The 24,359-nt window shown below is 66.2% G+C and carries 28 protein-coding genes and 1 tRNA gene; 17 read left to right on the top strand and 12 right to left on the bottom strand.

What is annotated here, in order from left to right:
* Positions 1–81 precede the first annotated feature (81 nt).
* Positions 82–882: a copper homeostasis protein CutC gene (locus ASE69_RS10905; RefSeq protein WP_235518530.1), complete on the bottom strand. Its 801-nt coding sequence runs from the start codon at positions 880–882 to the stop codon at positions 82–84.
* Complete coding sequence (locus tag ASE69_RS10900) at positions 879–1,901, bottom strand: N(4)-(beta-N-acetylglucosaminyl)-L-asparaginase (protein WP_082453065.1); 1,023 nt, start codon at positions 1,899–1,901, stop codon at positions 879–881. The genes ASE69_RS10905 and ASE69_RS10900 overlap by 4 nt, the downstream gene beginning before the upstream one ends.
* A gap of 198 nt (positions 1,902–2,099) precedes the next feature.
* Between ASE69_RS10900 and ASE69_RS10895 the strand changes: the two genes are divergently transcribed.
* Positions 2,100–5,171, top strand: coding sequence for a TonB-dependent receptor domain-containing protein (locus tag ASE69_RS10895; RefSeq protein WP_082453064.1), 3,072 nt, complete (start codon positions 2,100–2,102; stop codon positions 5,169–5,171).
* A 165-nt stretch (positions 5,172–5,336) separates the two neighbouring features.
* Here ASE69_RS10895 and ASE69_RS10890 read toward each other — a convergent pair.
* The 3 genes from ASE69_RS10890 to ASE69_RS10880 all read right to left on the bottom strand — a co-directional run bounded on the left by ASE69_RS10890 (position 5,337) and on the right by ASE69_RS10880 (position 7,638).
* A tRNA-Thr gene (locus ASE69_RS10890) sits at positions 5,337–5,412 on the bottom strand.
* A gap of 41 nt (positions 5,413–5,453) precedes the next feature.
* Complete coding sequence (locus ASE69_RS10885; RefSeq protein ID WP_056486233.1) at positions 5,454–6,326, bottom strand: hypothetical protein; 873 nt, start codon at positions 6,324–6,326, stop codon at positions 5,454–5,456.
* Positions 6,319–7,638, bottom strand: a complete 1,320-nt coding sequence (locus tag ASE69_RS10880) for a replication-associated recombination protein A (RefSeq protein WP_056486996.1) — start codon at positions 7,636–7,638, stop codon at positions 6,319–6,321. The genes ASE69_RS10885 and ASE69_RS10880 overlap by 8 nt, the downstream gene beginning before the upstream one ends.
* A gap of 309 nt (positions 7,639–7,947) precedes the next feature.
* On the opposite strand from ASE69_RS10880, the gene ASE69_RS23465 reads away from it, so the two are divergent.
* Genes ASE69_RS23465 through ASE69_RS10870 form a run of 3 tightly spaced genes read left to right on the top strand, consistent with a single transcriptional unit; the run spans position 7,948 to position 8,803 of the window.
* Positions 7,948–8,082, top strand: coding sequence for a hypothetical protein (locus ASE69_RS23465; protein ID WP_414882966.1), 135 nt, complete (start codon positions 7,948–7,950; stop codon positions 8,080–8,082).
* An 8-nt stretch (positions 8,083–8,090) separates the two neighbouring features.
* A complete protein-coding gene (locus ASE69_RS10875; RefSeq protein WP_414882965.1) occupies positions 8,091–8,516 on the top strand; it encodes a PadR family transcriptional regulator in 426 nt (141 codons plus the stop codon).
* Positions 8,513–8,803, top strand: a complete 291-nt coding sequence (locus ASE69_RS10870) for a DUF2218 domain-containing protein (protein ID WP_056486225.1) — start codon at positions 8,513–8,515, stop codon at positions 8,801–8,803. Before ASE69_RS10875 ends, ASE69_RS10870 begins: the two co-directional genes overlap by 4 nt.
* Before the next feature lie 156 nt (positions 8,804–8,959).
* On the opposite strand, the gene ASE69_RS10865 is transcribed toward ASE69_RS10870, so the two are convergent.
* The gene (locus ASE69_RS10865) at positions 8,960–10,111 is read right to left on the bottom strand and encodes a glycosyltransferase family 4 protein (protein WP_056486993.1); all 1,152 of its coding nucleotides are present in this window, start codon (positions 10,109–10,111) and stop codon (positions 8,960–8,962) included.
* A 103-nt stretch (positions 10,112–10,214) separates the two neighbouring features.
* On the opposite strand from ASE69_RS10865, the gene radA reads away from it, so the two are divergent.
* The 7 genes from radA (at position 10,215) to ASE69_RS10830 (ending at position 16,051) form a co-directional block, all read left to right on the top strand.
* Positions 10,215–11,585 (top strand): DNA repair protein RadA, encoded by a 1,371-nt coding sequence (radA, locus tag ASE69_RS10860; RefSeq protein ID WP_056486222.1) that lies wholly within the window; start codon positions 10,215–10,217, stop codon positions 11,583–11,585.
* 369 nt (positions 11,586–11,954) lie between these two features.
* The gene (locus tag ASE69_RS10855) at positions 11,955–12,287 is read left to right on the top strand and encodes a hypothetical protein (protein WP_056486220.1); all 333 of its coding nucleotides are present in this window, start codon (positions 11,955–11,957) and stop codon (positions 12,285–12,287) included.
* Positions 12,288–12,335: 48 nt separating this feature from the next.
* Complete coding sequence (locus ASE69_RS10850) at positions 12,336–12,896, top strand: YkgJ family cysteine cluster protein (protein WP_056486990.1); 561 nt, start codon at positions 12,336–12,338, stop codon at positions 12,894–12,896.
* A gap of 59 nt (positions 12,897–12,955) precedes the next feature.
* Complete coding sequence (locus ASE69_RS10845; RefSeq protein ID WP_056486216.1) at positions 12,956–13,537, top strand: CvpA family protein; 582 nt, start codon at positions 12,956–12,958, stop codon at positions 13,535–13,537.
* On the top strand, positions 13,534–13,965 hold the full coding sequence (locus ASE69_RS10840; RefSeq protein WP_056486213.1) for an iron-sulfur cluster assembly scaffold protein: 432 nt from the start codon (positions 13,534–13,536) through the stop codon (positions 13,963–13,965). The genes ASE69_RS10845 and ASE69_RS10840 overlap by 4 nt, the downstream gene beginning before the upstream one ends.
* Positions 13,965–15,728, top strand: coding sequence for a cation:proton antiporter (locus ASE69_RS10835; RefSeq protein ID WP_056486210.1), 1,764 nt, complete (start codon positions 13,965–13,967; stop codon positions 15,726–15,728). Before ASE69_RS10840 ends, ASE69_RS10835 begins: the two co-directional genes overlap by 1 nt.
* Positions 15,725–16,051 (top strand): DUF423 domain-containing protein, encoded by a 327-nt coding sequence (locus tag ASE69_RS10830; RefSeq protein ID WP_056486208.1) that lies wholly within the window; start codon positions 15,725–15,727, stop codon positions 16,049–16,051. The genes ASE69_RS10835 and ASE69_RS10830 overlap by 4 nt, the downstream gene beginning before the upstream one ends.
* 89 nt (positions 16,052–16,140) lie before the next feature.
* On the opposite strand, the gene ASE69_RS21415 is transcribed toward ASE69_RS10830, so the two are convergent.
* Genes ASE69_RS21415 through ASE69_RS10820 form a run of 3 tightly spaced genes read right to left on the bottom strand, consistent with a single transcriptional unit; the run spans position 16,141 to position 17,941 of the window.
* Positions 16,141–16,281 (bottom strand): DUF2256 domain-containing protein, encoded by a 141-nt coding sequence (locus tag ASE69_RS21415; protein WP_082444318.1) that lies wholly within the window; start codon positions 16,279–16,281, stop codon positions 16,141–16,143.
* Complete coding sequence (gene aroB / locus ASE69_RS10825) at positions 16,281–17,381, bottom strand: 3-dehydroquinate synthase (RefSeq protein ID WP_056486206.1); 1,101 nt, start codon at positions 17,379–17,381, stop codon at positions 16,281–16,283. Before aroB ends, ASE69_RS21415 begins: the two co-directional genes overlap by 1 nt.
* Positions 17,378–17,941 (bottom strand): shikimate kinase, encoded by a 564-nt coding sequence (locus tag ASE69_RS10820; protein WP_056486203.1) that lies wholly within the window; start codon positions 17,939–17,941, stop codon positions 17,378–17,380. The genes aroB and ASE69_RS10820 overlap by 4 nt, the downstream gene beginning before the upstream one ends.
* Positions 17,942–18,042: 101 nt before the next feature.
* On the opposite strand from ASE69_RS10820, the gene ASE69_RS23225 reads away from it, so the two are divergent.
* Genes ASE69_RS23225 through ASE69_RS10805 form a run of 4 tightly spaced genes read left to right on the top strand, consistent with a single transcriptional unit; the run spans position 18,043 to position 21,871 of the window.
* Entirely contained in the window at positions 18,043–18,177 is a 135-nt protein-coding gene (locus ASE69_RS23225) for a hypothetical protein (protein ID WP_258191373.1), read from the top strand.
* On the top strand, positions 18,161–19,996 hold the full coding sequence (locus ASE69_RS22970) for a hypothetical protein (RefSeq protein ID WP_268795494.1): 1,836 nt from the start codon (positions 18,161–18,163) through the stop codon (positions 19,994–19,996). The genes ASE69_RS23225 and ASE69_RS22970 overlap by 17 nt, the downstream gene beginning before the upstream one ends.
* Positions 19,993–20,892, top strand: coding sequence for a tyrosine-type recombinase/integrase (locus ASE69_RS10810; RefSeq protein WP_056486196.1), 900 nt, complete (start codon positions 19,993–19,995; stop codon positions 20,890–20,892). Before ASE69_RS22970 ends, ASE69_RS10810 begins: the two co-directional genes overlap by 4 nt.
* 31 nt (positions 20,893–20,923) lie before the next feature.
* A complete protein-coding gene (locus ASE69_RS10805) occupies positions 20,924–21,871 on the top strand; it encodes an acetyl-CoA carboxylase carboxyltransferase subunit alpha (RefSeq protein ID WP_056486194.1) in 948 nt (315 codons plus the stop codon).
* A gap of 100 nt (positions 21,872–21,971) precedes the next feature.
* Here ASE69_RS10805 and ASE69_RS10800 read toward each other — a convergent pair whose 3' ends face one another.
* Positions 21,972–22,145, bottom strand: coding sequence for a Flp family type IVb pilin (locus ASE69_RS10800; RefSeq protein WP_056063336.1), 174 nt, complete (start codon positions 22,143–22,145; stop codon positions 21,972–21,974).
* Positions 22,146–22,271: 126 nt separating this feature from the next.
* On the bottom strand, positions 22,272–22,475 hold the full coding sequence (locus ASE69_RS10795) for a Flp family type IVb pilin (protein WP_056486192.1): 204 nt from the start codon (positions 22,473–22,475) through the stop codon (positions 22,272–22,274).
* A gap of 31 nt (positions 22,476–22,506) precedes the next feature.
* Between ASE69_RS10795 and ASE69_RS10790 the strand changes: the two genes are divergently transcribed.
* On the top strand, positions 22,507–22,947 hold the full coding sequence (locus ASE69_RS10790) for a (deoxy)nucleoside triphosphate pyrophosphohydrolase (protein WP_414882964.1): 441 nt from the start codon (positions 22,507–22,509) through the stop codon (positions 22,945–22,947).
* A gap of 377 nt (positions 22,948–23,324) precedes the next feature.
* Here ASE69_RS10790 and ASE69_RS10785 read toward each other — a convergent pair whose 3' ends face one another.
* The gene (locus ASE69_RS10785) at positions 23,325–23,648 is read right to left on the bottom strand and encodes a hypothetical protein (protein ID WP_056486188.1); all 324 of its coding nucleotides are present in this window, start codon (positions 23,646–23,648) and stop codon (positions 23,325–23,327) included.
* Positions 23,649–23,924: 276 nt separating this feature from the next.
* Here ASE69_RS10785 and ASE69_RS10780 point away from each other — a divergent pair, with 276 nt between their 5' ends.
* Positions 23,925–24,329, top strand: coding sequence for a BLUF domain-containing protein (locus ASE69_RS10780; protein ID WP_056486186.1), 405 nt, complete (start codon positions 23,925–23,927; stop codon positions 24,327–24,329).
* The last annotated feature ends 30 nt before the right edge of the window (positions 24,330–24,359 follow it).

The following is a 24,359-nucleotide window of genomic DNA, read 5'->3' as shown; positions in this document are numbered from 1 at the left end:
GGCGGCTCGCTTCGATTGGCGTTCGGCGAGGAGCGAGAGGCCCCCCGACCCAGACCGGTTTGAGTAAGTTATGGATTGGTATTATTCAAGCGTCGGATGTCCGGCCACCATGTTCGCCAGTCGCTCTACCGCGTCGCGGTTCGTCGTTGCGCGTCCTGGCGAGGCGAAGCCGAAGCGTAGTTCGGCTGGGTCGGCGAAGGTCGCCAAGGGCGCGCGACACGAGGCGTGGACTTCGCGGACACCGGTCGCAAGGATCGCGGGCAACGTCTCCGGCGAGACCCCGCTTCCTGCTAGCACGATGATCCGACCGGCAGCTTGCTGGTGCAGCGCCGCCAGCATCGCGACGCCATCGATTGCCTTCGGGGCGCCGCCCGAGGTCAGGATTCGGTCGAAACCGAGCGTGACGGCGGACTCGAGCGCGTCGGGCATGTCGCGGCACAGATCGAAGGCACGGTGCAGCGTCAGCGAGAGTGGGCTTCCGCGAGCATCGCTCAACGACTTGGCGTGTGCGACCAAAGCGGCAAGTGCGGGCAGGTCGAGGCGGTGGTCGACATCGAGCGCACCGATGACGATTCCTGCCAATCCAGCTTCGGCTGCCGTGCGAATGTCGTCGGCGATCAGCGCCTGCTCGCGCGGGGTATAGACGAAGCCGCCTTCACGTGGCCGGGCCAGGAGGTGGACGGGTACACCGGAGGCCTCCGATAAAGCCGCCGCTGCCCGGATCAGCGACGCAGGCGGCGTCAGTCCGCCGACGCCAAGCGCCGCGCACAGTTCGATGCGGTCCGCACCGCCAGCGATCGCCGCGTCGATACCGTGCAGATCCTCGACGCAGACTTCGAGCATCGTTCGGGTACCGCGCACCATGTCTTCCGCGACGCTCACGCCTGGAACAGCGACCGCGCCTTCAGCACCGTCGTCTTGCCGCGCGCGTCGGTGACCGCATAGGTAAAGCCCGGCAACAGGCAGAACGCGCCGACATTGCCCTTCGTGTCGAGCGCGAGGAAGCCGACCTGGACGCCACGGATCGCATCGCCGCGGAGCTTGGCGATATGCCGGACGACCTCTTCGCACGCCTGTTGTGGCGACGACCCGCCGCGCATCGACGCGACGACGCGGGCCGAGCCGGCTACGCGGGTGACTTCCTCGCCCAGTCCGGTCGAGGTGGCACCACCGACGCCTGCCTCGACGTACAGGCCCGACCCGACCTGCGGCGAATCGCCGACCCGGCCGCGCATCTTGAACGCCATGCCGGAGGTCGTGCAGGCGCCCGCCATCCGCCCGTCGGCCGTGCGCGCGAGCAGGCCGATCGTGTCATGGTCGAGCGCGCCGCCCGGCGTGCGGGTGATGCGGTTCTCGCTATTGGCTTCGGGCTGGTACTTCGCGGTCTTCAGCCAGTCGCGCCACGCCGTTTCCGATTCCGGGGTGAGCAGCGACTGTTGCGGAAATCCCTGGTCGCGCGCGAACCGCGTCGCGCCCTCGCCGACGAGGAAGGTGTGCGGCGTCCGCTCCATCACGCGACGCGCGACGGAGATCGCATGCACCGTGTTCTCCAGCGCGGCGACGGCCCCGACGCCGCCGACATCGTCCATGATGACCGCGTCGAGCGTGACGTGGCCGTCGCGGTCGGGATAGCCGGAATAGCCGACGCTGTGGTTGGTAGGATCCGCCTCGGGCACCATCGCGCCGGCCTCGACCGCGTCGATCAGGGAGCCGCCCTTGGCGAGTTCCGCGAAGGCCACCGCGTTGGCGGCGGCGCCGAAGTCCCAGGTCGACAGGACCATGGCACCGGTCGCCGAAGCGTACGTCGCGGCACCCGATCGGGCAGCCGCCCGAGTCGCTACGAATGGTATCATGCCCAGGCCGCCCAAGCCGGCGAGCAACGACCGTCGCGTGTTCTCCATCAGATCCCCCTTGCGTTCTTGTGTGCACGCTATCGCAAGGAGATGGCGACCGCCAGTAGTGACGCCGATTTGCAACATTCCAACGCAAATGTTCTAGACCGGTATTGCTTCGGCATTGACTGGCGTCGTGTTTTGACCAAACCAGTACGGGCAACCGGTATAGCGCTATCACGCAACCGGGCTTTTTTAGGGGTAGGTATGAACTTCGGCCATTCTGTTTCGCGGATCGCGCTCGTCGGATCTCTCGTGTTTTCCGCTACCACGGCATTCGCACAGGACGTGCCCGCGCAGGCCGTGACGCCCGCCCAGGCTGCCGCGAGCACGCCCGCCGAAGCCAAGGTCGAGGCGGATGCGAGCACTGCAACCACCGCCGTCGACCGCGACGTGCCGAAAGACGACACTATCGTCGTTACCGGATCGCGCATCCAGCGTCCGAACATGACGTCGGCGGCCCCGATCACCTCGGTCACCGCGCAGGACATTCGCGCCCAGGCTGCCGTCAACGTCGAGGACGTGCTGAACCGCCTGCCGCAGATCGCGCCGGACAGCCAGCAGACCTATAACGACTCCGACGGTCGCCAGCGCATCAAGCTGCGCAGCCTCGGGTTCGAGCGCACGCTGGTCCTGATCGACGGCAAGCGCCTCGGCACGCAGAACGGCCAGGACGTCGGCATCATCCCGCCGTCGCTGCTCGAGCGGGTCGACGTGCTGACCGGTGGTGCCTCGTCGGTGTACGGGTCGGACGCGGTCGCGGGCGTCGTCAACTTCGTCCTGAAGAAGGATTTCGAGGGCATCCAGCTCGACGGCAACTATAATTTCTACAACCACAACAACAAGGACACGGTCGTGTCGTCGCTGGCGCGTTCGTCGGGCTTCAGCAGCCCGCGCGGCCTGACCAACGACGGCGGTCGTGCCGACGTCACGCTGACCGCGGGCAAGAAGCTGTTCGACGGCGCGCTGCGGATCAACGGCTTCGTCAACTACAAGCATACCGACGAAGTGCTGTTGTCGGCCCGCTCGAACTCGGGTTGCTATCTGACGCAGACCAGCCTGAACGCGCCGCTGTCGTGCGGCCTAACGCCGAGCAGCTCGACGAGCGGGCTCATCACGCCGCTCAGCGGTGCGAACACCAACGCGCAGCTCGTCAACAACCCGAACGGCACGCGTACTTTCGTGCCGTTCGGTCCGGGTGCCGGCAACGCCTCGAACTATTTCAGCAACTATGCGTATCAGCGCCCATCCGAGCGCGTGAACGCCGGCGGCTTCGTCAGCCTCGACATCGCACCCGACGCCGAGCTGTATGCGTCGGGCATCTGGTTCCGCGACAAGTCATACAACAACTATCCGGCGATCGCCGGCGGCAGCGTGCAGGTGAACTGCAACAACCCGTTCCTGTCGACGTCGCAGGCAACCGCGATCTGCGGCAACGCGGCTGGCACGGTGGCGACGGCACCGATCGATCTTCGCTATCGTCTCGGTGAGGGCAACGATCAGCCCGACGCGTATCTGAACACCGGCGTTCGCCTGACCGGCGGCGTCCGCGGCAAGGTCGGCAGCGCGTGGACCTATGACGTCGGCGGCGTCTATGCCCGCAACCACCAGGACTACACGCCGAGCTTCGTCAACGCGACCAACCTGCGGAACTCGATCAACGTCGGTGGCACGCGCGCCGCACCAACCTGCGCCACCACCACGGATGCAGCCTGCGTTCCCTTCGATGCGTTCAGCGCTGGGAATACCAATCCGGCCCTCATCGATTATCTGTATGACCAGGGCACGGCGGCGACCACCGGCACGCTGTACGACGTGCAGGCCAACGTTACCGGCGATCTCGGCAAATACGGGATCACCTCGCCGTTCGCGGAGCAGGGCGTCGCGATCGCGCTGGGCACGGAGTATCGCAAGGATACGCTCAAATCGACCGCCGACAGCGTGTATCGCGCAGGTCTGGGCGGCACCGACAGCTACCTGAAGCAGGACGTCTGGGAGGCCAATATCGAGGTCCAGGCGCCGCTGGTCGAGCACAAGCGCTTCGCCGACCTGTTGCAGGTGAACGGCGGCTACCGCGTGTCGAAGTACAGCAGCAACCCGAGCACGTTCAACACCTGGAAGATCGAGGGCATCTACGCCCCCGTCAGCGACCTGACGTTCCGCGCTTCGTTCAACAAGGCGCAGCGCGCACCGACGGTCACCGAGATTCGCCAGGCGACCAACGTCGATTTCGCGTCGGGCGGCGCAGGCACGTTCAACGATTTCTGCGCACCGACCGTCGTCAACGGCGCCAATGGCGTGACCTACGGCGCGCCGATCGCGTCGCGCGAAGTGTGCCGTGCAACCGGCCTGTCGGACGCGCTCTACGGCAGCCAGACCCTGCTGTGCAGCAACGGCACCGCGCCGAACGGCTCGGCGGCATGCACCGTGCGCTCGGGCGGCTACACCGCCGATCCGGAAACCGCCTACACGCAGACCTACGGCCTGATCGTGAAGCCGCGGTTCGTGAAGGGCTTGGTGTTCTCGGTCGATCGCTACCAGATCAAGATCAACGACTCGCTCGGGTATAACGACTACAGCTATTACACCGATGGCTGCCAGCGTTCGAACGGCGACGCGTTCTTCTGCCAGGGCATCGTCCGCAATCCCGGCACCGGTACGCTGTATTCGACGGCCGGGAGCAATCCCACCACCGGCTTCATCCGCCAGGGCACGACGAACTATTACACGTCGATCGCACGCGGCTATGATTTCCAGGCACAGTATACGCTCGACCTCGCCAGCGCCGGCAAGATCGACTGGAACTTCAACGGGTCGCTGACCACGTTCGCGGGCGGCCAGGACTCGCCGGTCCAGCCGGAACGCAATTGCGCAGGCTATTACGGCAATGGTTGCGGCCAGCTGATTCCGAAATGGTCGCACGGCCTGCGCGCGACCTACACCACGCTCGACCGCGGCTTCAGCGCCTCGTTCAACTGGCGCTATGTCGGCTCGCTGACCAATGCTGACAATTCGGGCGACGAGGCGATCGGCGGCACGGACGCGCGCGCACGGACCAGCTACTACCGCGTTTCGCCGAAGAGCTACTTCGACCTCGCGCTCAACTTCGCGATCGACAAGCAGTTCTCGCTGCGCCTGATCGCGAACAACCTGCTCGACAAGAGCGCGCCGATCGTTCCGGACTCGTACAATGTCGCCCTCGCGCGCACGAACACGATCCCACAGCGCTACGACTCGCTCGGCCGCAACCTGGCCGTGGGTGCGACCGTCCGGTTCTGATCCAACGCTGGCTCGTGTCGGTCGACGCGAGCCACGAACGCCGAAGATCCTCCGTGCCTTCGGGCGCGGGGGATTTTTCATGTCGGCGATGCTGGGGTTGGAACTCGAGCGCTAAGGATCAATGCCATGCAGGTGGCGGCGACATCGTTTATCGAAAGTCGGAAATGGTGCCGGTTGCAGGAATCGAACCCGCGACATCCAGTTTACAAAACTGGCGCTCTACCAACTGAGCTAAACCGGCCCTTGCGTCGGGCGCTGCCCGGTGCGTCGCGACCCCATGCTTCAAGATACGCCGAAGGTCCAGCCCTCGGTTTGCGCGATATGCGATGTCATCGCCGCCGGGTGCCAGAGTTCGGGGCGATCGGCGTTGGCGCGGAGCCATGCGGCGGTGAGGATCGCGTCGGTGGCGTGGTCGTCGTAGCGGGCGAGGGGTGCATGCGGGTCGCTGCCGATCGCGGCCAGTGCCACGTCGAGTGCGGCGGCGTCGCGGATCTTGCTGAGCCCCTTGCGGATACCGGCGGCGCGCGCGGCAATCGTGGTGTAGATCTCGACGATCAGCGGACCTTGCGACGGCACCGGGTCGAACGGCCAGACCGGCACGTGGCCGGCCAGCCTGTGCAGCACTCGCATGCCGGTGAGGCTCGACTTGCCGACCTGCGCCGCGCCGACGAGGTTGAAGCAGCTCGACGGGGACAGGCCCATCGCGCGCTGCCCGTGCTCGCAGACGCGCATCCGGCCGGCGCCACCGGGGAACAGGTCGCCGCAATCGCGGTGCTGGCGGAAGTGGCGGCGGATTTCGGGATCGGTGAGCAGGCTGGAGACCGCGAGATGCGGGTCGGCTGCGGAGATATCGTCGACCATCTTCCACAGGGCGCGGGCGTCGGGCGGACTGTCGGGCGCGCCGGGGAAATACCCGCCTTCATCCACGAACGGGAAGGCGGGGGAGAGGTCGAGCCCGATCAGCATCGGCATAGCCTGGTCGAGCAACCAGTCGAGCACGTCGTCGCGCGACCATGTACTGGCGGATGACGGGGCGACCAGAACCGGCGCGGCATCCCCCGTTTCGCAGACCGCGACCGCGATGCCCTTGTGTCGATGCCCTTGCGCGCCGGACCAGTCGATCGCCGCAAACCGCGTGAAGCGTGGTTCAGCCATTCTTCTCGGCGCGCAAAGCATCCCAATAGGCGAGCCGTTCCGACAACCGCTTCTCGAACCCGCGTTCGGTCGGCGTATAGAAGGTCTGCGCGCTCATCTCGTCGGGCCAGTAATCCGAGCCGGAAAACGCATCCTCCGCATCGTGATCGTACGCATAGCCCTTGCCGTAGCCGATATCGCGCATGAGCTTGGTCGGCGCGTTGCGGATCGACGCGGGGGGCATCAGCGATCCCGTCTCGCGTGCCGATTTCCAGGCGGCCTTCTGCGCCTTGTAGACTGCATTCGATTTCGGCGCGGTCGCGAGATAGACGCAGGCCTGCGCGATCGCGAGTTCGCCTTCGGGGCTGCCGAGAAAGTCGTACGTGTCCTTGGCGGCGATGCACTGGACCAAAGCCTGCGGGTCGGCGAGGCCGATGTCCTCGACCGCAGCGCGGGTCAGCCGGCGGAGCAGGAACAGCGGTTCCTCGCCAGCGGTCAGCATCCGCGCGAGATAATAGAGCGCGGCCTGCGGGTCGGACCCGCGGATCGATTTGTGGAGCGCGGAGATCAGGTTGTAATGCCCCTCGCGATCCTTGTCGTACACCGCGACACGGCGTTGCAGGAAGTTCGAGAGGCCTGCGGGATCGAGCGGTTCGGGCAGGTTGACCGAGAACAGCGTCTCCGCCTGGTTGAGCAGGAAGCGGCCGTCGCCATCGGTACTCGCGATCAGCGCGTCCTTGGCGGGCGGGGTTAGGGGCAGGGGGCGCTCCATCTCCGTCTCTGCGCGGTCGAGCAACTGTTCGAGCGCACCGCGACCGAGCCGTTCGAGGATCAGCACCTGCGCGCGGCTGAGCAACGCGGCGTTGAGTTCGAACGACGGGTTCTCGGTGGTCGCGCCGACCAACGTCACCGTGCCGTCCTCGACATAGGGCAGGAAACCGTCCTGCTGCGCGCGGTTGAAGCGGTGGATCTCGTCCACGAACAGCAAGGTCCGCTTGCCGATCTTGGCATGCTCGCGTGCCTCGGCGAACGACTTCTTGAGATCCGCGACCCCTGAGAACACCGCCGAGATCGCGACGAACCGCAGGTCGACCGCGTCGGCGAGCAACCGCGCGATCGTCGTCTTGCCGGTGCCGGGCGGGCCCCACAGGATGATCGAGGACAATCGCCCCGCCGAGACCATCCTGCCGATAGCGCCTTCGGGGCCGGTGATGTGATCCTGCCCGACCACCTCGTTCAGCGTGCGAGGACGCAGGCGGTCGGCGAGCGGCGCGTTTTCGGGATGCGTTTCAGTGGGGGCGGCGGGTTCGAAGCCCGCGAAGAGATCGGCCATTCCGAGAAGATAGGGGCGGGCGGCCGGTTTGCCCATCCGTCCGCAATGCAGGCGCGCGCTAGTCTTCCTCGCACGTATCGTCAGTTTCACACGCATCGTCATCCCCGCGCAGGCGGGGATCCATACTGGCTGACGGCTATGCACGCTCGCTCGGTCCGAGGGTCTGGGTCCCCGCCTCCGCGGGGATGACAGACGTGAAAAAGCAAATCTTATTTCACCCGCCTCTTGAACCGGAAACATTCTGCGATATATCGCACCTTATGAACGAAGATATATCGGAGAACACTCAAATGCGTTTTGGTATGGGATATGGAGCTTGGACCGGTGGTCCGCGGGCTGATGGCGAAGGCCGGGGTCGGGGAGGCTATGAAGGCCACGGTCGACATGGACACGGACGCGGCGGCCCCGGTGGTCGGCGGCGGCTGTTCGATGGCGGCGAGCTGAAGCTCGTGATGCTGAAGCTGATCGCGGACGCGCCGCGCCACGGCTACGACCTGATCCGCGAGATCGAGGGGCTGACCGGGGGTGGCTATGCGCCGAGCCCGGGCGTCGTCTACCCGACGCTTAGCATGCTCGACGAGATGGGGCTGATCGAGGAGCAGCAGTCCGAAGGCGCCAAGAAGCGCTTTGCGGCGAGCGACGAGGGTCGCGCGCATCTGGCCAAGAATGCGGCCGTGGTGGACGGGCTGTTCGCGCGGCTGGCGGCGGTCGGGGCGGAGTCCGAGCGGACCGATGGCGCGCCGATCCGGCGTGCGATGGGCAATCTGCGGCAGGTGCTCCAGCACCGGTTGATGCGAGAGGACGTCAACGAGGATACGCTGCACGAAGTCGCGGCGTTGCTCGACGAGGCGGCGCAGAAGATCGAGCGGCTCAAGTGAGCGTCTCGGTCGCAAGGGTGCCGACGCATTCGGCCAGCAAGTATCTCCAGCAGCTCGCAAAGCACTGGAGCCACAAGATGGAGGTCACCTTCTCGGAGGAAGAGGGCCGCATCGCGTTTCCGAATGGTGCGGTATTGGAGATGCGTGCGGACAGCGAAACGCTCGACGTTGCGCTGACCGTGCCGGAGGGCGAAGACGTCGACCGGATGCGCGAGGTGGTCTCCAGCCACCTCGACCGCTTCGCCTTCCGCGAAGCGCCGCTGACGTTCGACTGGGCGACGGCTTGAATCAATCCTCCCCCGCCAGGGGGAGGTGGCAGGCGGCAGCCTGACGGAGGGGGAGGCAGGCGAAACCCTCGTTCCGGGTCCTCCCCCTCCGTCACCTTCGGCGACACCTCCCCCTGGCGGGGGAGGATCGCCCGGGCAGCAACCTGAATCTCGGCTTTAAGCTCCCCGCCGCGCCATCACCTGGAGATACGTATCCAGCACGGTCTGGTTGATCGTATCCCACAGATACCCGGCAGCCTTGTCGTGTCCGGCCCAGCCCATCGTCTCGCGCAGGCCCGGTTCCGACACGATCCGCCCGATCGCATCCGCATACCCGGCAATATCCGTCGGCGGCACCAAGAACCCCGTCACACCGTCATCGACCAGTCCGACCGCACCTGATGCGCGAGCGGCAACGACGGGAACGCCTGCCGCCATCGCCTCGAGAGTCACGTTGCCGAACGTCTCGGTCACGCTCGGATTGAAGAACACGTCCATCGACGCGACCGCGCGGCCGAGATCGTCGCCCGACTGGAACCCCGCGAACACCGCGCCCGGGACGCGGCTCGCAAACCACTCGCGCGCGGGGCCCTCGCCGATCACCAGCACCTTGTGCGGCACGCCGCGCTGTTCCAGCTCCCGAATCACGTCGGCAAAGACGTCGAGACCCTTCTCCTTCACCAGCCGCCCGAGAAACCCGACCGCGACTTCGCCGTCGGCAATCCCGCGCGCGCGCCGCCAATCCAAGTCGCGACGCGTCGGCGTAAAGCGATCGTGGTTCACCCCGCGCGACCAGATTGCGGTCGGTGTCGTCACGCCCCAGTCGCGGACGATCTCCGCCATGCCGCGCCCCGGCACCAGCACTTCGTCGACGCGGTTGTAGAAGCGCGTGAGGATCTTCACCATCACGGGCTCGAAGAACGCCATCTTGTAATAGCGAAAATATGTCTCGAACCGCGTGTGCAGCGAGGCAACCGTCGCGATGCCGTTGCGGCGGCCATAGCTGATCGCGCGGTGCCCCAGGAAATCGGGGGCCGACACATGGACGATGTTCGGTGCGAACGCATCGAGGTCGCGTCGGATCGCCGCTGGCAGCCCGCGCGCCATCTTGTATTCGCCACGTCCCGCCGGCAGCGGTAGCGACGGTACCGCGACCAGATCGCCGGTCGGCGCGAAGGCGGGCCTCGCGTTCGTCGGCGAATAGACACGCACTGTCACACCCTTTGACAGCAGATGGCCGACGAGCAGATTCAGCGCCTGGTTTGCGCCATCGCGTACGTAATTATAGTTGCCGCTGAACAGGGCGATGCGCAGGTCGGTGGCGTGCATCGTCGCGCGGATAACGCCGTGCGCCGCCAAGCGCCACTAAATCCGCAACATAGGCCGGCCGCCAGCCATTGATGTTCCCGTATCGTTCTCGTACATCGGCGGTATGGCGAAACCCCAGAAGCGTTATGTGTGTCAGGCCTGCGGATCGGTATCGCACCGCTGGGCTGGGCAATGCAGCGATTGCAGCGAGTGGAACACGCTGGTCGAGGAGGCGAACACCGCCGCCACCCCGTTCCATTCCAAGCATAATCTCCAGACCGGCGGCCGCGCGATCCAGCTTGTCGGGCTCGATGCCGAGATCAAGCTACCCGACCGGATGGCGACGGGTATCGCCGAACTCGATCGCGCACTGGGGGGCGGGTTCGTCGAGGGCTCGGCGACGTTGATCGGTGGCGATCCCGGTATCGGCAAGTCGACGTTGTTGCTTCAGGCGGCGGCGAAGATGGCGCTTGCCGGCCAGTCGGTCGCGTACGTCTCTGGCGAGGAGGCTGCGGACCAGGTCCGCCTGCGCGCGCGGCGGCTCGGGCTTGGCAATGCACCGGTGCAACTCGCGGCGGCGACTTCGACGCGCGACATCCTGACGACGTTGCAGACCAAGCCGCCCGCGATGCTGGTGATCGATTCGATCCAGACGATGCACTCCGACCTGATCGAAGGCGCCCCCGGCACGGTCAGCCAGGTTCGCGCGTCTGCGCAGGAACTGATCCGCTTCGCCAAGGAGCGCGGGACCGCCGTCGTTCTGGTCGGGCACGTCACCAAGGACGGGTCGATCGCCGGGCCGCGCGTGCTCGAGCATATGGTCGACACGGTGCTCTCGTTCGAGGGCGAGCGCAGCCATCAATACCGCATCCTCCGCGCGATCAAGAACCGCTTCGGCGGGACCGACGAGATCGGCGTGTTCTCAATGCAGACGGAGGGGCTGGCGGAGGTCGGCAATCCGTCGTCGCTGTTCCTGACACATCGTGATGATGCGATGACGGGGGCGACGGTGTTTCCGGCGCTGGAGGGGACAAGGCCGGTGCTGGTCGAGATCCAGGCGCTGACCGTTCGCTTAGCGAGCGGCGCAACGCCGCGGCGTGCGGTGGTCGGCTGGGATTCGGGCCGGCTCGCGATGATCCTTGCGGTGCTGGAGGCTCGGTGCGGGCTGAGTTTCTCCAACGCCGAAGTATATCTGAATATCGCCGGCGGTTACCGGGTGCAGGACCCGGCGGCGGATCTCGCGGTAGCGGCGGCGCTGATCTCGGCAATGTCGGAGCGGCCCGTGCCGGTCGACGCGGTAGCGTTCGGCGAGGTCGCGCTGTCGGGCGAGATCAGGCCGGTCGCGCATGGGCCGCTGCGGTTAAAGGAAGCGAACAAGCTTGGCTTCGAACGCGCATTGGTGCCGGCGTCGATGACGGGTGAGAAGAGCGGCATGAAGCTCTCGGGCTTCAAGACGCTCGCGTCGTTCGTGGATCACATGATGGGGCGGGGGTAGGCGCTGCAAACCTTGTCTCCCCGCGAAGGCGGGGACCCAGACTGGACTCCCGCCTTCGCGGGAGAACAAGGCAGCGTTAGTGACGGTACTGGGCCAGGCGTACCTGCAGGACGGGAATAGCTCCGGTTCGTTGTTAACGTCCCGGCTAGTCACCTCCCCGGCGGAGGCCGGGGCCCAGTTGGGAGACGCTGATGGCGACCGCTGCGCTTAATTACTGCGACCTCTCCAACTGGGCCCCGGCCTCCGCCGGGGTGGGGCGGTGGGGCAGTGGGGCGTTTTTGATCACCGGTTGATCAAACCGCACGCAACGGCACCGCGTCCCGCAAATCCGCCACCCCCGAACGCATGGCCTCTCACGACAGCCATGCTATGGCCGCCAGCATGGCGAACACGAAAAGCAATACCGGTACCGTCGAGGTCGATGGCACCCGATACGACTGGCACCTCCAGCGCGAACCGCAACACACGGATGCCGAAGGCTGGAAGGGCATGACGATCTCACTGTTGCAGGACGACGCCAAACGCGAAGCCCTGCTCGAGTTCCCCGCGCCGAAACGCCTGCTGAAGGGCTTGCCGCGCGGGCGGCTCCAGATCGACGACGCGACGATCGCTCGCGGCGTGCGGGCGGCGTTGGCCGCGGGATGGGAGCCGATGTCGCGAGGCAAGCCGATGGTCTTCACGGTGGATTCCGAAGGAAATTGAACCGTGGATCGGCGTGACACCCCGACCCCGCCGGATGCGCGCACGCAGATGCAACCCCATACCGACGTGGAAAGCGTGCTGCTGGGGCCGATCCTCCCCGATCGAGAGTGCGGAGATTGCACCGCGTGCTGCACCGAACTGACGGTGAACACGCCCGAGTTCGCCAAGCCCGCGGGAACGCCGTGCATCTACCTTTCCGACAAGGGGTGCGGCATTCATGCGGTTCGCCCGCGCATCTGCCGGACCTGGTTCTGCGCGTGGCGACGGGTCGCGGGTCTGCCCGACGAAGCACGGCCCGACCGGTCCGGGCTTCTCGTCTCGCTCAATTTCGTCAAGGAACCGCAGAACTGCCTCGAAGGCGTCTCGATCAACGTCCGCGTCCTGGCGGGCAGCGACGCGATCGCGAACGGCATGGCCGCCACCGTGCTCGACAGCGTGTGCGACCAGCTGGTCCCGGTCTGGTTCAGCGACGGGTCGAAGAAAATGCTGATGCATCCCGACACCGACGTCGCCCGCTTCGTCCTATCGGGCGAGGCTGCACCCCCGCATCTGCAGGACGAAGTCGCCGCGTGGCGCGAGCGCTACGGTGTGTTCGGTTTGAACCACTAGAGCGCGTCGGTCGCCGCGCGCACTAGCGGTTCGCGCCGCGCGTCCCTATTCCAGAGACCATGAACCTCACCGCCCTAGACATCGTCGTCCTCATCGCCGTCGCCGGGTCCGCGGTGCTGGGGCTCGTGCGCGGGTTCGTGACCGAAGTGCTGTCGATGTTCGCCTGGGTGGCGATGGCGGCGATGTTGAAGCTGTTCCACATCCCGCTTGCCGCCGCGCTGTCGCCGATGGTCGGCACCGTCGGTGGTGCCGCGGTCCTCGCCTTCGCGATCATCACCGGGGTCACCTATATCGGCGGGCGGCTAGTCGCCAACGCGATCGGGGCGCGGACGCGGACGTCGATCCTCGGCCCGGTCGACCGCGCGCTTGGCTTTGGGTTCGGCGCGTTGAAGGGGCTTATCCTCGCCAGCCTCGTCTTCCTGCTCGCGACGCTCGTCATCGATACGATGAGTGGCGGACCGTCACGCCGGCCCGGCTGGATGACGACATCGCGCACCTATCCGCTGCTCAACGCGACCAGCGCGGGGATCGCCGATTTCGTCGACCGCCGCCGCCGCGGCAAACCCGTCTTCGGCGCGACCACGCCGCCTTCCAAATCCGAACCCTCCCGATCCGATAGTGCAAGCGAGCCGAAGCCATGAGCGCGCCCCTCTACAATGCCGAGATCCTGCGCCTTGCCGCGACGATCCCGCATCATGAACGCCTGCCCGAGCCGATGGCGACCGCGGAGAAACGCTCGCCGATCTGCGGCAGCCGTGTGACGATCGACGTCGCGGTCGACGACGAGGGCAAGGTCAGCGAGGTCGGCCTGCTGGTCCGCGCCTGCGCGCTCGGCCAGGCGTCGTCGTCGCTGCTGGCGTCGAACATCCTCGGCCGCACCCCCGCCGAACTCGCCGCGACGCGCGACGCGCTGACGGCGTGGCTTGCGCGCGAGGGCGATGCACCCGATTGGCCGGGGATGGATATCTTCACCCCCGCACTCGACTACACCGCGCGCCACCCCTCGATCCGGCTAGCATTCGAAGCCGCGGCCGAGGCTGCCGACACCGCTGCAAAGGCGAAAGTCTGATGGCGGAGGGTACGGCCCCGTCGCTACTCCGCGACGGCGTCGTATTGCTCGGTTTCGGCCTGATTTTCGTGCTGCTGTTCCGTCGGCTCGGGCTCGGCGCGACGCTGGGGTATCTAGTCGCGGGCGCGGTCGTCGGGCCGCATGTGTTGGGTCTGGTCGGCGATGCAGAGTCGAAGCTCGGGTTTGCAGAGCTCGGTATCACGCTGCTGCTGTTTATCGTCGGTCTCGAACTGAATCCGTCGCGGCTGTGGAAGATGAAGGAGGAGATCTTCGGTCTCGGCCTTCTCCAGGTCGCGATCTGCGGGCTCGCGATCACCGCGATCGTGTGGATCGGGGCTAAGTTCTCGCTCCCCGCGGCGCTCGCGCTCGGTTTGCCGCTAGCGCTGTCGTCGACCGCGCAGGTGCTGCCGATGCTGCGCTCTTCGGGGCGGATGAAGACCCCGTTCGGGGAGCGCGCGTTCTCGATCCTGCTGTTCCAGGACCTCTCGATCGTGCCCTTGATCACGATCGTCGCGGCGATGAGCCGTAATCCGGCCGACGCGAATGCGCCTCCCGGCTGGCTGCTGGCGATCTATACGGTGCTCGCGGTCGTTGGGCTCGTCGTCGCGGGACGCTTCCTGTTGCGCCCGTTCTTCCGCCTGATCGGCAATCTCGGCGAGCGCGAGATGTTCGTGTTTGCCGGCCTCTTCACTGTCATCGCCAGCGCGGCGATCATGGAATGGCTGGGGCTGTCGACGGCGCTCGGCGCGTTCATCGCTGGCGTAATGCTCGCGGACAGCCCCTATCGGCATGAACTCGAGGCAGACGTCGAGCCGTTCCGCTCGATCCTGCTCGGCTTGTTTTTCCTCGCGGTCGGCATGGTGCTCGACTTGGGCGCGATCGCCGAGCGACCGGTCTTCGTGATGGCGATGGCCGCCGCGCTGATCGCCACCAAGACCAGCGTCATCATGCTGATCGGCATGGCGTTCAAGATGACGTGGCGGCAGGCGTTTGCGCTGGGGCTGCTGCTGAGCCAGGGCGGCGAATTCGGCTTCGTGCTGTTCGCGCAGGCGCAGGCGGGGCTGCTGATCGAACCGCAGGCGGCGAGCCTGTTCGGCGCGATCATCACGCTGTCGATGGCGACCACGCCGTTCCTGATGGGGATCACGCGGCGCTTCCGGACCGAGCCGATCGCCGAGGGGCAGGAGCGCGACGGCCCCAAGGTCGATGGTGCGAACGCGATCATCGTCGGCTATGGGCGGTTCGGCCAGACGGTCGGCCAGATGCTGCTCGCGCAGGATATCCCGGTGACGCTGATCGACACCGATATCGAGATGATCGACATCGCCGGCGAGTTCGGCGCGAAGGTCTATTACGGCGACGGCACGCGGCTTGACCTGCTGCGGCAGGCGGGCGCGTCGGAGGCGGAGATCATCTGCTTCTGCATGGACGGCGACCAGCTCGATCCGGACACGATCGAGGGTGTGCATGAGGCCTTCCCGGATGCTGCCATCTACGTGCGTGCGTTCGATCGCCGCGCTCTGGTCAAGTTGAAGAACACGTCGGCGACCGCGGTGGTGCGCGAAGTGATGGAGTCCGCGGTGAAGATGGCGCGCCTGGTCATGCGCGGGCTCGAGATCGCACCGGCCGATATCGACCGCGCGGAGGAGCAATACCGGGCGCGGGACAAGGAGCGGTTGCAGTTGCAGATCGACTCCGGCGACATGCGCGCAGCGCGTGCCGAGACCGCGAAACGCTTTCCCTGGGGGAACGATACGCAATGATCATCGCTATCTTGGCGGCGCTGTCCGGCGCGATCGCGGTCGCGGCGGGGGCGTTCGGGGCGCACGGCGCGAGCGGGTCGGCGGCGGAGTGGCTGAAGACCGGCGCGCAGTATCAGCTCGTCCATGTGGTCGCGGCGCTGGTGGCGATCCGGATGGAGGCGCGGGGGCCAGCTTGGCTGTTCGTGATCGGCGCGGCGATCTTCGCGTTGACGTTGTACGCGATGGCGCTGGGGGCGCCGCGGTGGTTCGGCGCGATCACGCCGATTGGCGGGGCGTTGCTGATCGGCGGGTGGTTGTGGCTGGCTTGGAGCGCCCGGGGATAACAAACAAAGCTTGTTTCCCCGCGAAGGCGGGGACCCAGTCTGGGCACCCGCCTTCGCGGGTGAACAAACTTCTTGCTGGTCTTCGGACGCTACCGTTTCTTCCGGCACGCGTCCGAGCAGTAGATCACGCTGTCCCAGTCGCGCGCCCATTTCTTCCGCCACGTGAATGGCCGCTCGCATGCCGGGCACACCTTGGTCGGCAAATTCTGTTTGGCGACACCGTTGGGCATCAGCGAGGCTGCGCGTCGAGGAAGGTTTCGACGTCGGCGAGGTCGACCGTCTTGTCGAGATACGTCTGGCCGATCCCGCGCGCGAGCAGGAAGGGGAGGGTGCCTGCCGCCATCTTCTTGTCGTGGCGCATGTGATCGACCAGCCGCGCGCCACTCGCGCCAATCTTCGCAGCCGCGAGACCATCCGGCAGTCCCATATCGCGCCAATGCGCCGCAACGCGCTCCGCATCCTGCCCCGAGCAAATCCCCTGCGATGCCGAGAATCCGAACGCCAGCGAGCAGCCCGCCGCGACGCCCTCGCCGTGGATAAGCGCCTGCGAAAACCCGGTCTCGGCCTCCAGCGCATGACCAAATGTATGTCCGAGATTGAGCAGCGCGCGCGTCCCGTTCGTCTCATGCTCGTCCGCCGCGACGATCCGCGCCTTGGCCGAAACGCTGTGTGCGATCGCATATTCACGTAGGCCGATGTCGCCCGCCAACAACGCGGCGCCATTCGCCTCGCACCATTCGAAGAACGCGAAGTCGTCGATCAGCCCGTATTTCACGACTTCGGCGTAACCTGCGCGCAACTCTCGGATTGGCAGCGTGTCGAGCACCTGCGGATCGATCAGCACCATCACCGGCTGGTGGAACGCGCCGATCAAATTCTTGCCGGCCTTCGTGTTGATCGCGGTCTTGCCGCCGACCGAGCTGTCGACCTGGGCCAGCAGGCTCGTCGGGATCTGCACGAAGTTGCACCCGCGCTTCAGGATCGAGCAGGCAAACCCGACCAGGTCCCCCATCACGCCGCCGCCCAGCGCGACGACATGATCACGGCGCTCGACACCGAGTTCGAGCAGCCGGTCGCACAGCGTTTCCAGCGTCGCCCAGCTCTTGCTGCCCTCGCCGGGTGCCAGCACGATCGCCTCCGACGCAACCCCCGCCGCAGTCAGCGAAGCCTGCAAGGTCGCGAGGTGAACCGACAAATTCTCGTCGGTTACGATCGCCACGCGCCGACCCTTCGCGAGCGGCGCAAGGAACTCGCCAGCCAGCGCGAGAATCCCTGCCTCGATATGGATAGGATAGGTCCGCGCACCCAGTTCGACGGTAACGGTCTTCATCGGCCAAGCGCCCTCAGGATAGCGGCGACGGTCGCTTCGTGCGGCGTCTTGTTGCTGACAATATGGATGTGCGCCTGCGCGTAGATCGGGTTGCGGACACGCGCCAGTTCGGCGAGCACTTTCCCCGGATCGCGATTGCGCAGCAGCGGACGGGTGTCGCGCCGGCCGACGCGTTCGACCAGGATGTCGGGGTGCGCGCTGAGCCACACCGACACCGCATCGCGCAAGATCAGCGCCCGCGTGTCGTCGTTGATGAACGCGCCGCCGCCGGTCGCGATGATCTTGGGCGTCCCGTCGATCAGCCGCGCGATCACGCGGCGCTCGCCATCGCGGAAATAATCCTCGCCGTATTTGGCGAAGATCTCCGCGACGGTCATCCCCGATGCGGCCTCGATCTCGTGGTCGGCATCGACGAACGGCAGGTTCATGCGCAGCGCGAGGCGGCGGCCGACGGTGGTCTTGCCGACGCCCATCAGCCCGACGAGGACGATCGGGCGATCGATCGGGGCAGGGCGGCGACCGCCCGAAGGTCCGCCGGAAGGGTTGTGGCTTTGCAACATCGTAGCCCGCGCTATACAGCGGCACCGCGCGAGGGCAAAAGCTCTTGGCGCGCGATTTTCTGCCCCGTTCACTACCCCCGTCCACTACAAGGTTACGTCGTATGTCCCGTTTCATCGTCTCGGTCGTCGTCGTTCTTGTGGTCGTGGTCGGCGGCCTGTTCCTGTTGGCAGGCCGCGCGACCGAGCGTCCGCAGAGCCACGTCGAAAAGGCCGTGACGCTTGCGAACCTCTCTTAAGGCATCCTTAGCGGCGGCGGTTGCCGTCGGAGCCTTGGTCGCGCTGGCACCCGCGGTCGGGCAGGATCGGCCCGAATCGATCCTGCCGCCGGGGTTCGGCGAGCCGGCGCCTGCGCCCGCACCGCGACCGACGCCGCCTGCCGGTACGCAGCCGACCCGTCCGACCGATCCCGCGCAACCGACCGCTCCGGTTCCGGCACCCGTACAGCCAGGCGCGATGATCCAGCCTTTGCCGCCGACGACGCCGGGTGACGCGCCGCTGGTGCCCCCTGTCGCGACGCCTGCTCCGGTCGATCCGGCGGTGCTCGCGCAGTACGAGATGCCGGCGTCCGCGCGGCGCTCGCTTGCGACGGTCGGCCCGGTCACGGCGAGCGAAGGCGGGCTTGATACCGATGCGTTCGGTGAGGCGGACGGCCAATATGTCGAGACGCTGATGCGCCGCCTGAGTGCGCCGTTGCCGTCGCGCTGGATGTCGATCCTGTTGCGGCGCGCGCTGGTGTCGCATGTCGATACGCCAAGCCGTACCAACGGCGCCGACTTCGCCGCCGAGCGCGCGTGGCTGTTGCTGCGGATGGGCGAATCGGTCGCCGCGCGTGCGGTTGCGCAGAACGTCGACACCGACAACTACACGCCGAAACTCTATCAGGTCGCGATGAACACCGCGCTGGCGACCGGCGATCCGGCGGGCCTGTGTCCGCTGGTGACGGGTGCGATGCGCTTTGCCCCAGCGCGGGGCTGGACGATGGCGCAGGCGATGTGTGCCGGGCTGTCGGGCAATCCCGCTCAGGCCAGCCCGCTGATCGCGACCGCCAAGCGTCGCAACGTCGCCAGCGGTGTCGACCTGCTGCTAGCGCAGAAGGTCGTAGGCGCCGGCGCGCAGGGGCGTCAGGCCGTGACGATCGAATGGGACGGCGTCGATAGGCTGACCGCGTGGCGGTTCGGCCTCGCGATGGCGACCGGCGTTACGGTACCCGACGAGTTGTATGGCACGGCGGGTCCGCAGGTTAAATACTGGCAGGCGCTGTCGCCCTCCGTTGCGCTCGGCGATCGACTGGCCCCGGCGGAGGCTGCGGCGGGGCAGGGGGTGCTGTCCAGCGCGGCACTCGTCGATCTCTACGCTGCGGCTGCGACCGATGACGATACGCAGAGTGGCGCGACCGCGACCGCCAACGATCTCCAGACCGCCTATGCCGATCGCAACCCTGATTCGCGGCTGACCGCGCTCCGTCAGTTGTGGGGCGGCGCGAACACGCGTCCGAGCTATGCGCGGCTCGTGCTGACCGCGCGGGCGGCGTCCCGGTTGAACCCCAATCTTGCGAAGGCTGACGCGGATCTGCTGGTCGCGTCGATGCTGTCCGCCGGACTCGACCGCACCGCGGCACGCTGGCTGGGCTCGGTCCCCGCCGGCAGCGACGCCTGGGCGATGATAATGCTCAGCGATCCCGACGCCTATCGCCGCCTCAGCTATTCCGACCTTGCATCCTATACCGGTGGCGAAGGCGATTCGGCGTTGAAGCAGCGCATGTTGTTCGCAGGGTTGGCAGGCCTCGGTCGCCTCAACCAGGGCGATATCGAACGTGCGGCACAGTCGCTCGGCGTTCGCATCGGCGCGGACAATGCATGGACCCGTGCGCTCGATCGCGCTGCCCGCGACGGCCAAGCCGGGACGGTCGTCCTGCTCGCAGCCGTCGGCATGCAGGCGGGGAGCTGGAAGGACATCCCCCCGGAAGCACTGTACCGCATCGTCGGCGCACTGCGGGGCGTCGGTCTCGACGGCGAAGCGCGGATGATCGCGGCCGAGGCGATCGCGCGCGCGTGAGCCACGGTAGCGATCGCGCGCTGATCGACCGGTTCCTCGAAATGATGACCGCGGAGGTCGGTGCCGCGGCGAACACGGTGGCGGCGTATCGCAGCGACCTGACGCTCACCTCGCAAGCGCTGGAAGGCGGCTTGTCAGAAGCGGATGCGGAGGCGCTGGCCAGGCTCGCGAGCGGATGGTCGGCCTTGTCCCGCTCCACCGTCGGCCGAAAGTCCGCCTCGCTCCGCCGCTTCTTCGCGTTCCTTGCCGACGAGGGCCACCGTGCCGACGATCCCGGCAAGGCGCTCCCGCGGCCGGGCACAGCGCGCACCTTGCCAAAGATCCTCAGCCATGCCGACGTCGATCGCCTGTTCACCGCGATTGCCGAACGCGCCGCCCGCGATCCGCTCGACCCCAACGACTTGCGCCTCTCCGCCTTGTTCGAGCTTCTCTACGGCTCCGGCCTGCGCGCGACCGAACTCGTCAGCCTGCCGCGTAACGCGGTCCACCCCGATCGCCCGTTCCTGATTCTGCGCGGGAAGGGCGGGCGCGAGCGGCTCATCCCTATCTCCGACCGAGCGCGCGCCGCCGTCGCCATCTGGCGCACCCACGTCGCGACCGACCGACTCTGGCTGTTCCCCTCGGGCAAGGGCCATCTGTCGCGCATCCGCCTGTATCAGCTCGTGAAGGCGATCGCCGTCGAGGCAGGCATCCCCCCCGACCGCGTCAGTCCGCACGTCCTGCGCCACGCCTTCGCCACGCATCTGCTCGCCGGCGGTGCGGATCTGCGCGCGCTGCAATCGATGCTCGGCCATGCCGACATCGCCACCACGGAAATCTACACGCACGTCGATTCGAGCCGCCTCGTCGAGCTCGTCAACACCCGCCACCCGCTGGCGGACTTGCCCCCGCGTTGACGCGAGCGATCCCGCGCCGTAACCGCCGCTGATGCCAAGCTTCCTCGACTTCGAGAAACCGATCGCCGAACTCCAGGGCCGGATCGACGAACTCCGCGACACCGCCGCCGAAGGCAGCGTCGACCTCGCCACCGACATCGCCCGCTTGCAGGCGAAGTCCGACAAGCTGCTGAAGGACACGTTCGCGCGCCTGACCCCGTGGCAGAAGACACAGGTTGCCCGCCATCCCGAGCGTCCGCACTTCAAGGATTACGTCGCCGCATTGTTCGACGAATTCGTCCCGCTCGCTGGCGACCGCGCCTTCGGCGACGACCAGGCGATCATCGGTGGCTTCGCGACGTTCCGCGGGCGGAAAATCATGGTGCTCGGCCATGAAAAGGGCGACGACACCGCCAGCCGCCTCCGCCACAATTTCGGCATGGGCAAGCCCGAGGGCTATCGCAAAGCGATTCGCCTGGTCGAACTCGCCAACCGATTCGGCCTGCCGATCATCACGTTGGTCGACACTTCCGGCGCGTTCCCCGGCATCCAGGCCGAAGAGCGTGGCCAGGCCGAGGCGATCGCCCGCTCGACCGAAGCCTGCCTCAACGCCGGCGTTCCGATCGTCTCGGCTATCGTCGGCGAAGGCGGCTCGGGCGGCGCGGTCGCGCTCGCCGCGGGCAACCGCGTGCTGATGTTCGAACACGCGATCTATTCGGTCATCAGCCCCGAAGGCTGCGCGTCGATCCTGTGGCGCACCGCGGACAAGGCACCGGAAGCGGCCGAAGCGATGCGGATCACTGCGCAGGACCTGAAGTCGTTCGGCGTGATCGACGATATCGTCCCCGAGCCGCTGGGCGGCGCGCACCGCGACCGCGCAGCCGCGATCGAGTCGCTTGCTGATGCGCTGTCGTCTGCGCTCAGGGACCTTGCCCCGCTCACGGCGAGCGAACTTCGCAAGGACCGCCAGGCCAAGTTCCTCAAGATGGGTCGTCTCTGAGCCACGCAGAAAGGGCGGCGGAACCGAGGTTCCGCCGCCCTTTGAACTCGCAAGTCGTGCTGGAGAGCGGTCGCGATTGCGCCACTCTCCAGCGCGATGATTACGTGGTCGAGGTGTTCAGCTTGGTCGAGACGTTGTTGAACGTCTTGGTCAGGCTGGTGCCCAGGCCCTGCATCGCAGCGATCGCGGCAACGGCGATCAGCGCGGCGATCAGGCCGTATTCGATTGCGGTCGCACCCTTGGAATTCTTGAAAAACTTGCGGATCGTCTTCATTCCGGTCTCCATCGTTTCGATTGCGTCTGTGTCACCCGGCTGCACCGGACGGACCGGATCAGCGATTTGAGGGATACAAGTGGTTGGTTGAGAAAGGTTTAAGGTGGGCGCCGTTTCTTTTTCGGATCAGCGCGCGTTGGCGACCTTCGAGTTGACGTTGCCCCACATGCCCGTCGTCGTATCGGCGAGCGCGGTGAGGCCGGCGATCATCGCGATCACGACCAGCGCGATGATGAGCCCGTATTCGATCGCGGTCGCCCCCCGTCTTTCGCGCAGCACGCGCGCGATCGTTCGGATGACGGCATGCGTCGCGACGGATATAGGGCTCATGAATGCGGTCTAGTCGCGGGGAAATTAAGGAATGACCAACGATCCGTCCGTATCGGGACCGATGCCCGCTGCGTCGTTGCTGCTGCCCGTCGTAGCGGCCGCATTGGTCGATCTCGAAGGCCGCGTGCTTTTGCAGCAACGTCCGGAAGGCAAGTCGCTTGCCGGCCTCTGGGAGTTCCCTGGCGGCAAGATCGAGCCTGGCGAAACTCCCGAGGCGGCCCTGATCCGCGAACTCGAGGAGGAGTTGGCGATCATCGTGCCGCACGCCTGCCTCGCGCCCGCGACGTTCGCCAGCGCGCCGCTCGGCGATCGCCATTTGCTGTTGTTGCTCTACATCACGCGCAAATGGACCGGCGTGCCGCGTGCGCTCGAAGCGACCGCGCTGCGCTGGGTGAGGCCGAACGAGATGCACTCCCTGCCGATGCCGCCCGCCGATCGCCCGCTGATCGGTCTCTTGGATGCGCTGATCTGATTGTGTCGCGCCTTCGATAAGGGGCTCCGCCGCAACGCGTTCAGATGTCTCGAACAATGCGCCCGACATGCCCGTCCGTTGGTTGATGCGCGGGTATGTCGGCTCGTCCTAATCTTTGGCTCGTCACCAAGGCGGGTCGGCATACTCCGAGTTCAAAAAAGCGCTTGATCCCGGACGTTTGCAGGCGCATGAAATCCGAGCCGGCTACGTCCCAAGACCGTATCCGGCCATCCGGACTGCGGCTCGCGCGTGTTATTCCCTTTTCTCGAGCGAGCCGTTTCCGTCGATGACGGAACACCGAGCTCGAACGATCCGGCTCCATGCATCTACTTTGGTCCAACCACCGCCATGCACCGGCGGATTTGACGCCCGCGTTCTTACTGCACGGTCTGATCTCGTCGCACCATGGGACGCAATCTCACGCCCAAGCTGGTGACCAAGGGCCAGAATATCGTGTTGCCGATATCCGAAAGCGTGTCCGCCCAGCGCATGCCGTAGTTGAGGTAGTCGAGCGTCTCGTTGCCTAGTTCAGCCAAGACGACGACCAGCAAGGGGATGAGCGTCCCCAACGACCGGCCGCTGATGAGCCGCACCAGCATGAGGATGATGAGCCCGGCATGGATATGGAGGATCGCGTCAGGCAGGCCGGTGCCGTCTCCGATCCAGAGAATAAGCGAATGATACAGCGCAGGAATATTCATCGCCGGGCAACAGCCGAGATCGGCATCAAAAGCAAGGATGAGGCCATGCGACGCGTATCGTCTCGAGCCTGGCGTGATACCGAGAAACATCCATTCGCGGCGTGGTCGGTTCTCGGTTCTTACCGGCAGCGACCAGGCCCGGCGGGTCAGATGATGGTGCGGGGGGACGGTGTTTCCACTGGCATATACGCCGATCTGTCCCGATCACACGGCTGCAATTCCTGTTTAATTTGACGTTTAGATTCGGCGGTTACGTCGGACTCGAAGGAGTTCGCGTTGATACGTCTCATCTACATCAGTACCGCCCGCTCCGAGCTGTCGAAGGCCGAGCTCGAGGGTGTGCTGCGCGCGTCGCGGCGTAACAATGCGGCTGTCGGCGTGACAGGCTTGTTGGTTGTTGGCGGACGTCGGTTCCTGCAGGCGCTCGAAGGACCGGCGGATGCTGTTGTGCAGACATACGACCGCATCAAGGCCGACGGACGCCACTTCGCCGCCGTCACACTCGACAACCGCCCGATCACCGAGCGCAGCTTTCCCGACTGGGCAATGGGCCATCAGCCTGGCAGACCCTTGCGCGGTGACGGTGCGGTTGCAGACGACGTGGCTAGGCTGATCGCGCCGATCGCCGATCCCACCATGCACGCGTATTTTGCGGAGTTCGCCAAGAAGCACGCCGCCTGAAGTGCTCGATGCCGACGGTTTAGCGTTGCA

Origin of the sequence: Sphingomonas sp. Leaf208 (assembly GCF_001421415.1) — a bacterium.
In the GTDB taxonomy this organism is placed as follows: Bacteria; Pseudomonadota; Alphaproteobacteria; order Sphingomonadales; family Sphingomonadaceae; genus Sphingomonas.
The sequence above is the reverse complement of the archived record's forward strand: the minus strand, read 5'-3'. Positions and strand labels throughout refer to the sequence as shown.

Bases quoted from the DNA above. Each gene is read 5' to 3' on its own strand.
- ASE69_RS10805 (WP_056486194.1), top strand. From the start codon at position 20,924: ATGCCAAGCTTCCTCGACTTCGAGAAACCGATCGCCGAACTCCAGGGC.
- ASE69_RS10895 (WP_082453064.1), top strand. From the start codon at position 2,100: ATGAACTTCGGCCATTCTGTTTCGCGGATCGCGCTCGTCGGATCTCTC.
- ASE69_RS21415 (WP_082444318.1), bottom strand. From the start codon at position 16,281: ATGCCCAACGGTGTCGCCAAACAGAATTTGCCGACCAAGGTGTGCCCG.
- ASE69_RS10840 (WP_056486213.1), top strand. From the start codon at position 13,534: ATGAGCGCGCCCCTCTACAATGCCGAGATCCTGCGCCTTGCCGCGACG.
- ASE69_RS10820 (WP_056486203.1), bottom strand. From the start codon at position 17,941: ATGTTGCAAAGCCACAACCCTTCCGGCGGACCTTCGGGCGGTCGCCGC.
- ASE69_RS10880 (WP_056486996.1), bottom strand. From the start codon at position 7,638: ATGGCCGATCTCTTCGCGGGCTTCGAACCCGCCGCCCCCACTGAAACG.
- ASE69_RS23465 (WP_414882966.1), top strand. From the start codon at position 7,948: ATGGAGCTTGGACCGGTGGTCCGCGGGCTGATGGCGAAGGCCGGGGTC.
- ASE69_RS10785 (WP_056486188.1), bottom strand. From the start codon at position 23,648: ATGAATATTCCTGCGCTGTATCATTCGCTTATTCTCTGGATCGGAGAC.
- ASE69_RS10800 (WP_056063336.1), bottom strand. From the start codon at position 22,145: ATGAAGACGATCCGCAAGTTTTTCAAGAATTCCAAGGGTGCGACCGCA.
- radA (WP_056486222.1), top strand. From the start codon at position 10,215: ATGGCGAAACCCCAGAAGCGTTATGTGTGTCAGGCCTGCGGATCGGTA.
- ASE69_RS10795 (WP_056486192.1), bottom strand. From the start codon at position 22,475: ATGAGCCCTATATCCGTCGCGACGCATGCCGTCATCCGAACGATCGCG.
- ASE69_RS10865 (WP_056486993.1), bottom strand. From the start codon at position 10,111: ATGCACGCCACCGACCTGCGCATCGCCCTGTTCAGCGGCAACTATAAT.
- ASE69_RS10885 (WP_056486233.1), bottom strand. From the start codon at position 6,326: ATGGCTGAACCACGCTTCACGCGGTTTGCGGCGATCGACTGGTCCGGC.
- ASE69_RS10835 (WP_056486210.1), top strand. From the start codon at position 13,965: ATGGCGGAGGGTACGGCCCCGTCGCTACTCCGCGACGGCGTCGTATTG.
- ASE69_RS10875 (WP_414882965.1), top strand. From the start codon at position 8,091: ATGCTGAAGCTGATCGCGGACGCGCCGCGCCACGGCTACGACCTGATC.
- ASE69_RS10855 (WP_056486220.1), top strand. From the start codon at position 11,955: ATGGCCGCCAGCATGGCGAACACGAAAAGCAATACCGGTACCGTCGAG.
- ASE69_RS10845 (WP_056486216.1), top strand. From the start codon at position 12,956: ATGAACCTCACCGCCCTAGACATCGTCGTCCTCATCGCCGTCGCCGGG.
- ASE69_RS10900 (WP_082453065.1), bottom strand. From the start codon at position 1,901: ATGGAGAACACGCGACGGTCGTTGCTCGCCGGCTTGGGCGGCCTGGGC.
- ASE69_RS10790 (WP_414882964.1), top strand. From the start codon at position 22,507: ATGACCAACGATCCGTCCGTATCGGGACCGATGCCCGCTGCGTCGTTG.
- ASE69_RS10830 (WP_056486208.1), top strand. From the start codon at position 15,725: ATGATCATCGCTATCTTGGCGGCGCTGTCCGGCGCGATCGCGGTCGCG.
- ASE69_RS23225 (WP_258191373.1), top strand. From the start codon at position 18,043: ATGTCCCGTTTCATCGTCTCGGTCGTCGTCGTTCTTGTGGTCGTGGTC.
- aroB (WP_056486206.1), bottom strand. From the start codon at position 17,381: ATGAAGACCGTTACCGTCGAACTGGGTGCGCGGACCTATCCTATCCAT.
- ASE69_RS10850 (WP_056486990.1), top strand. From the start codon at position 12,336: ATGCAACCCCATACCGACGTGGAAAGCGTGCTGCTGGGGCCGATCCTC.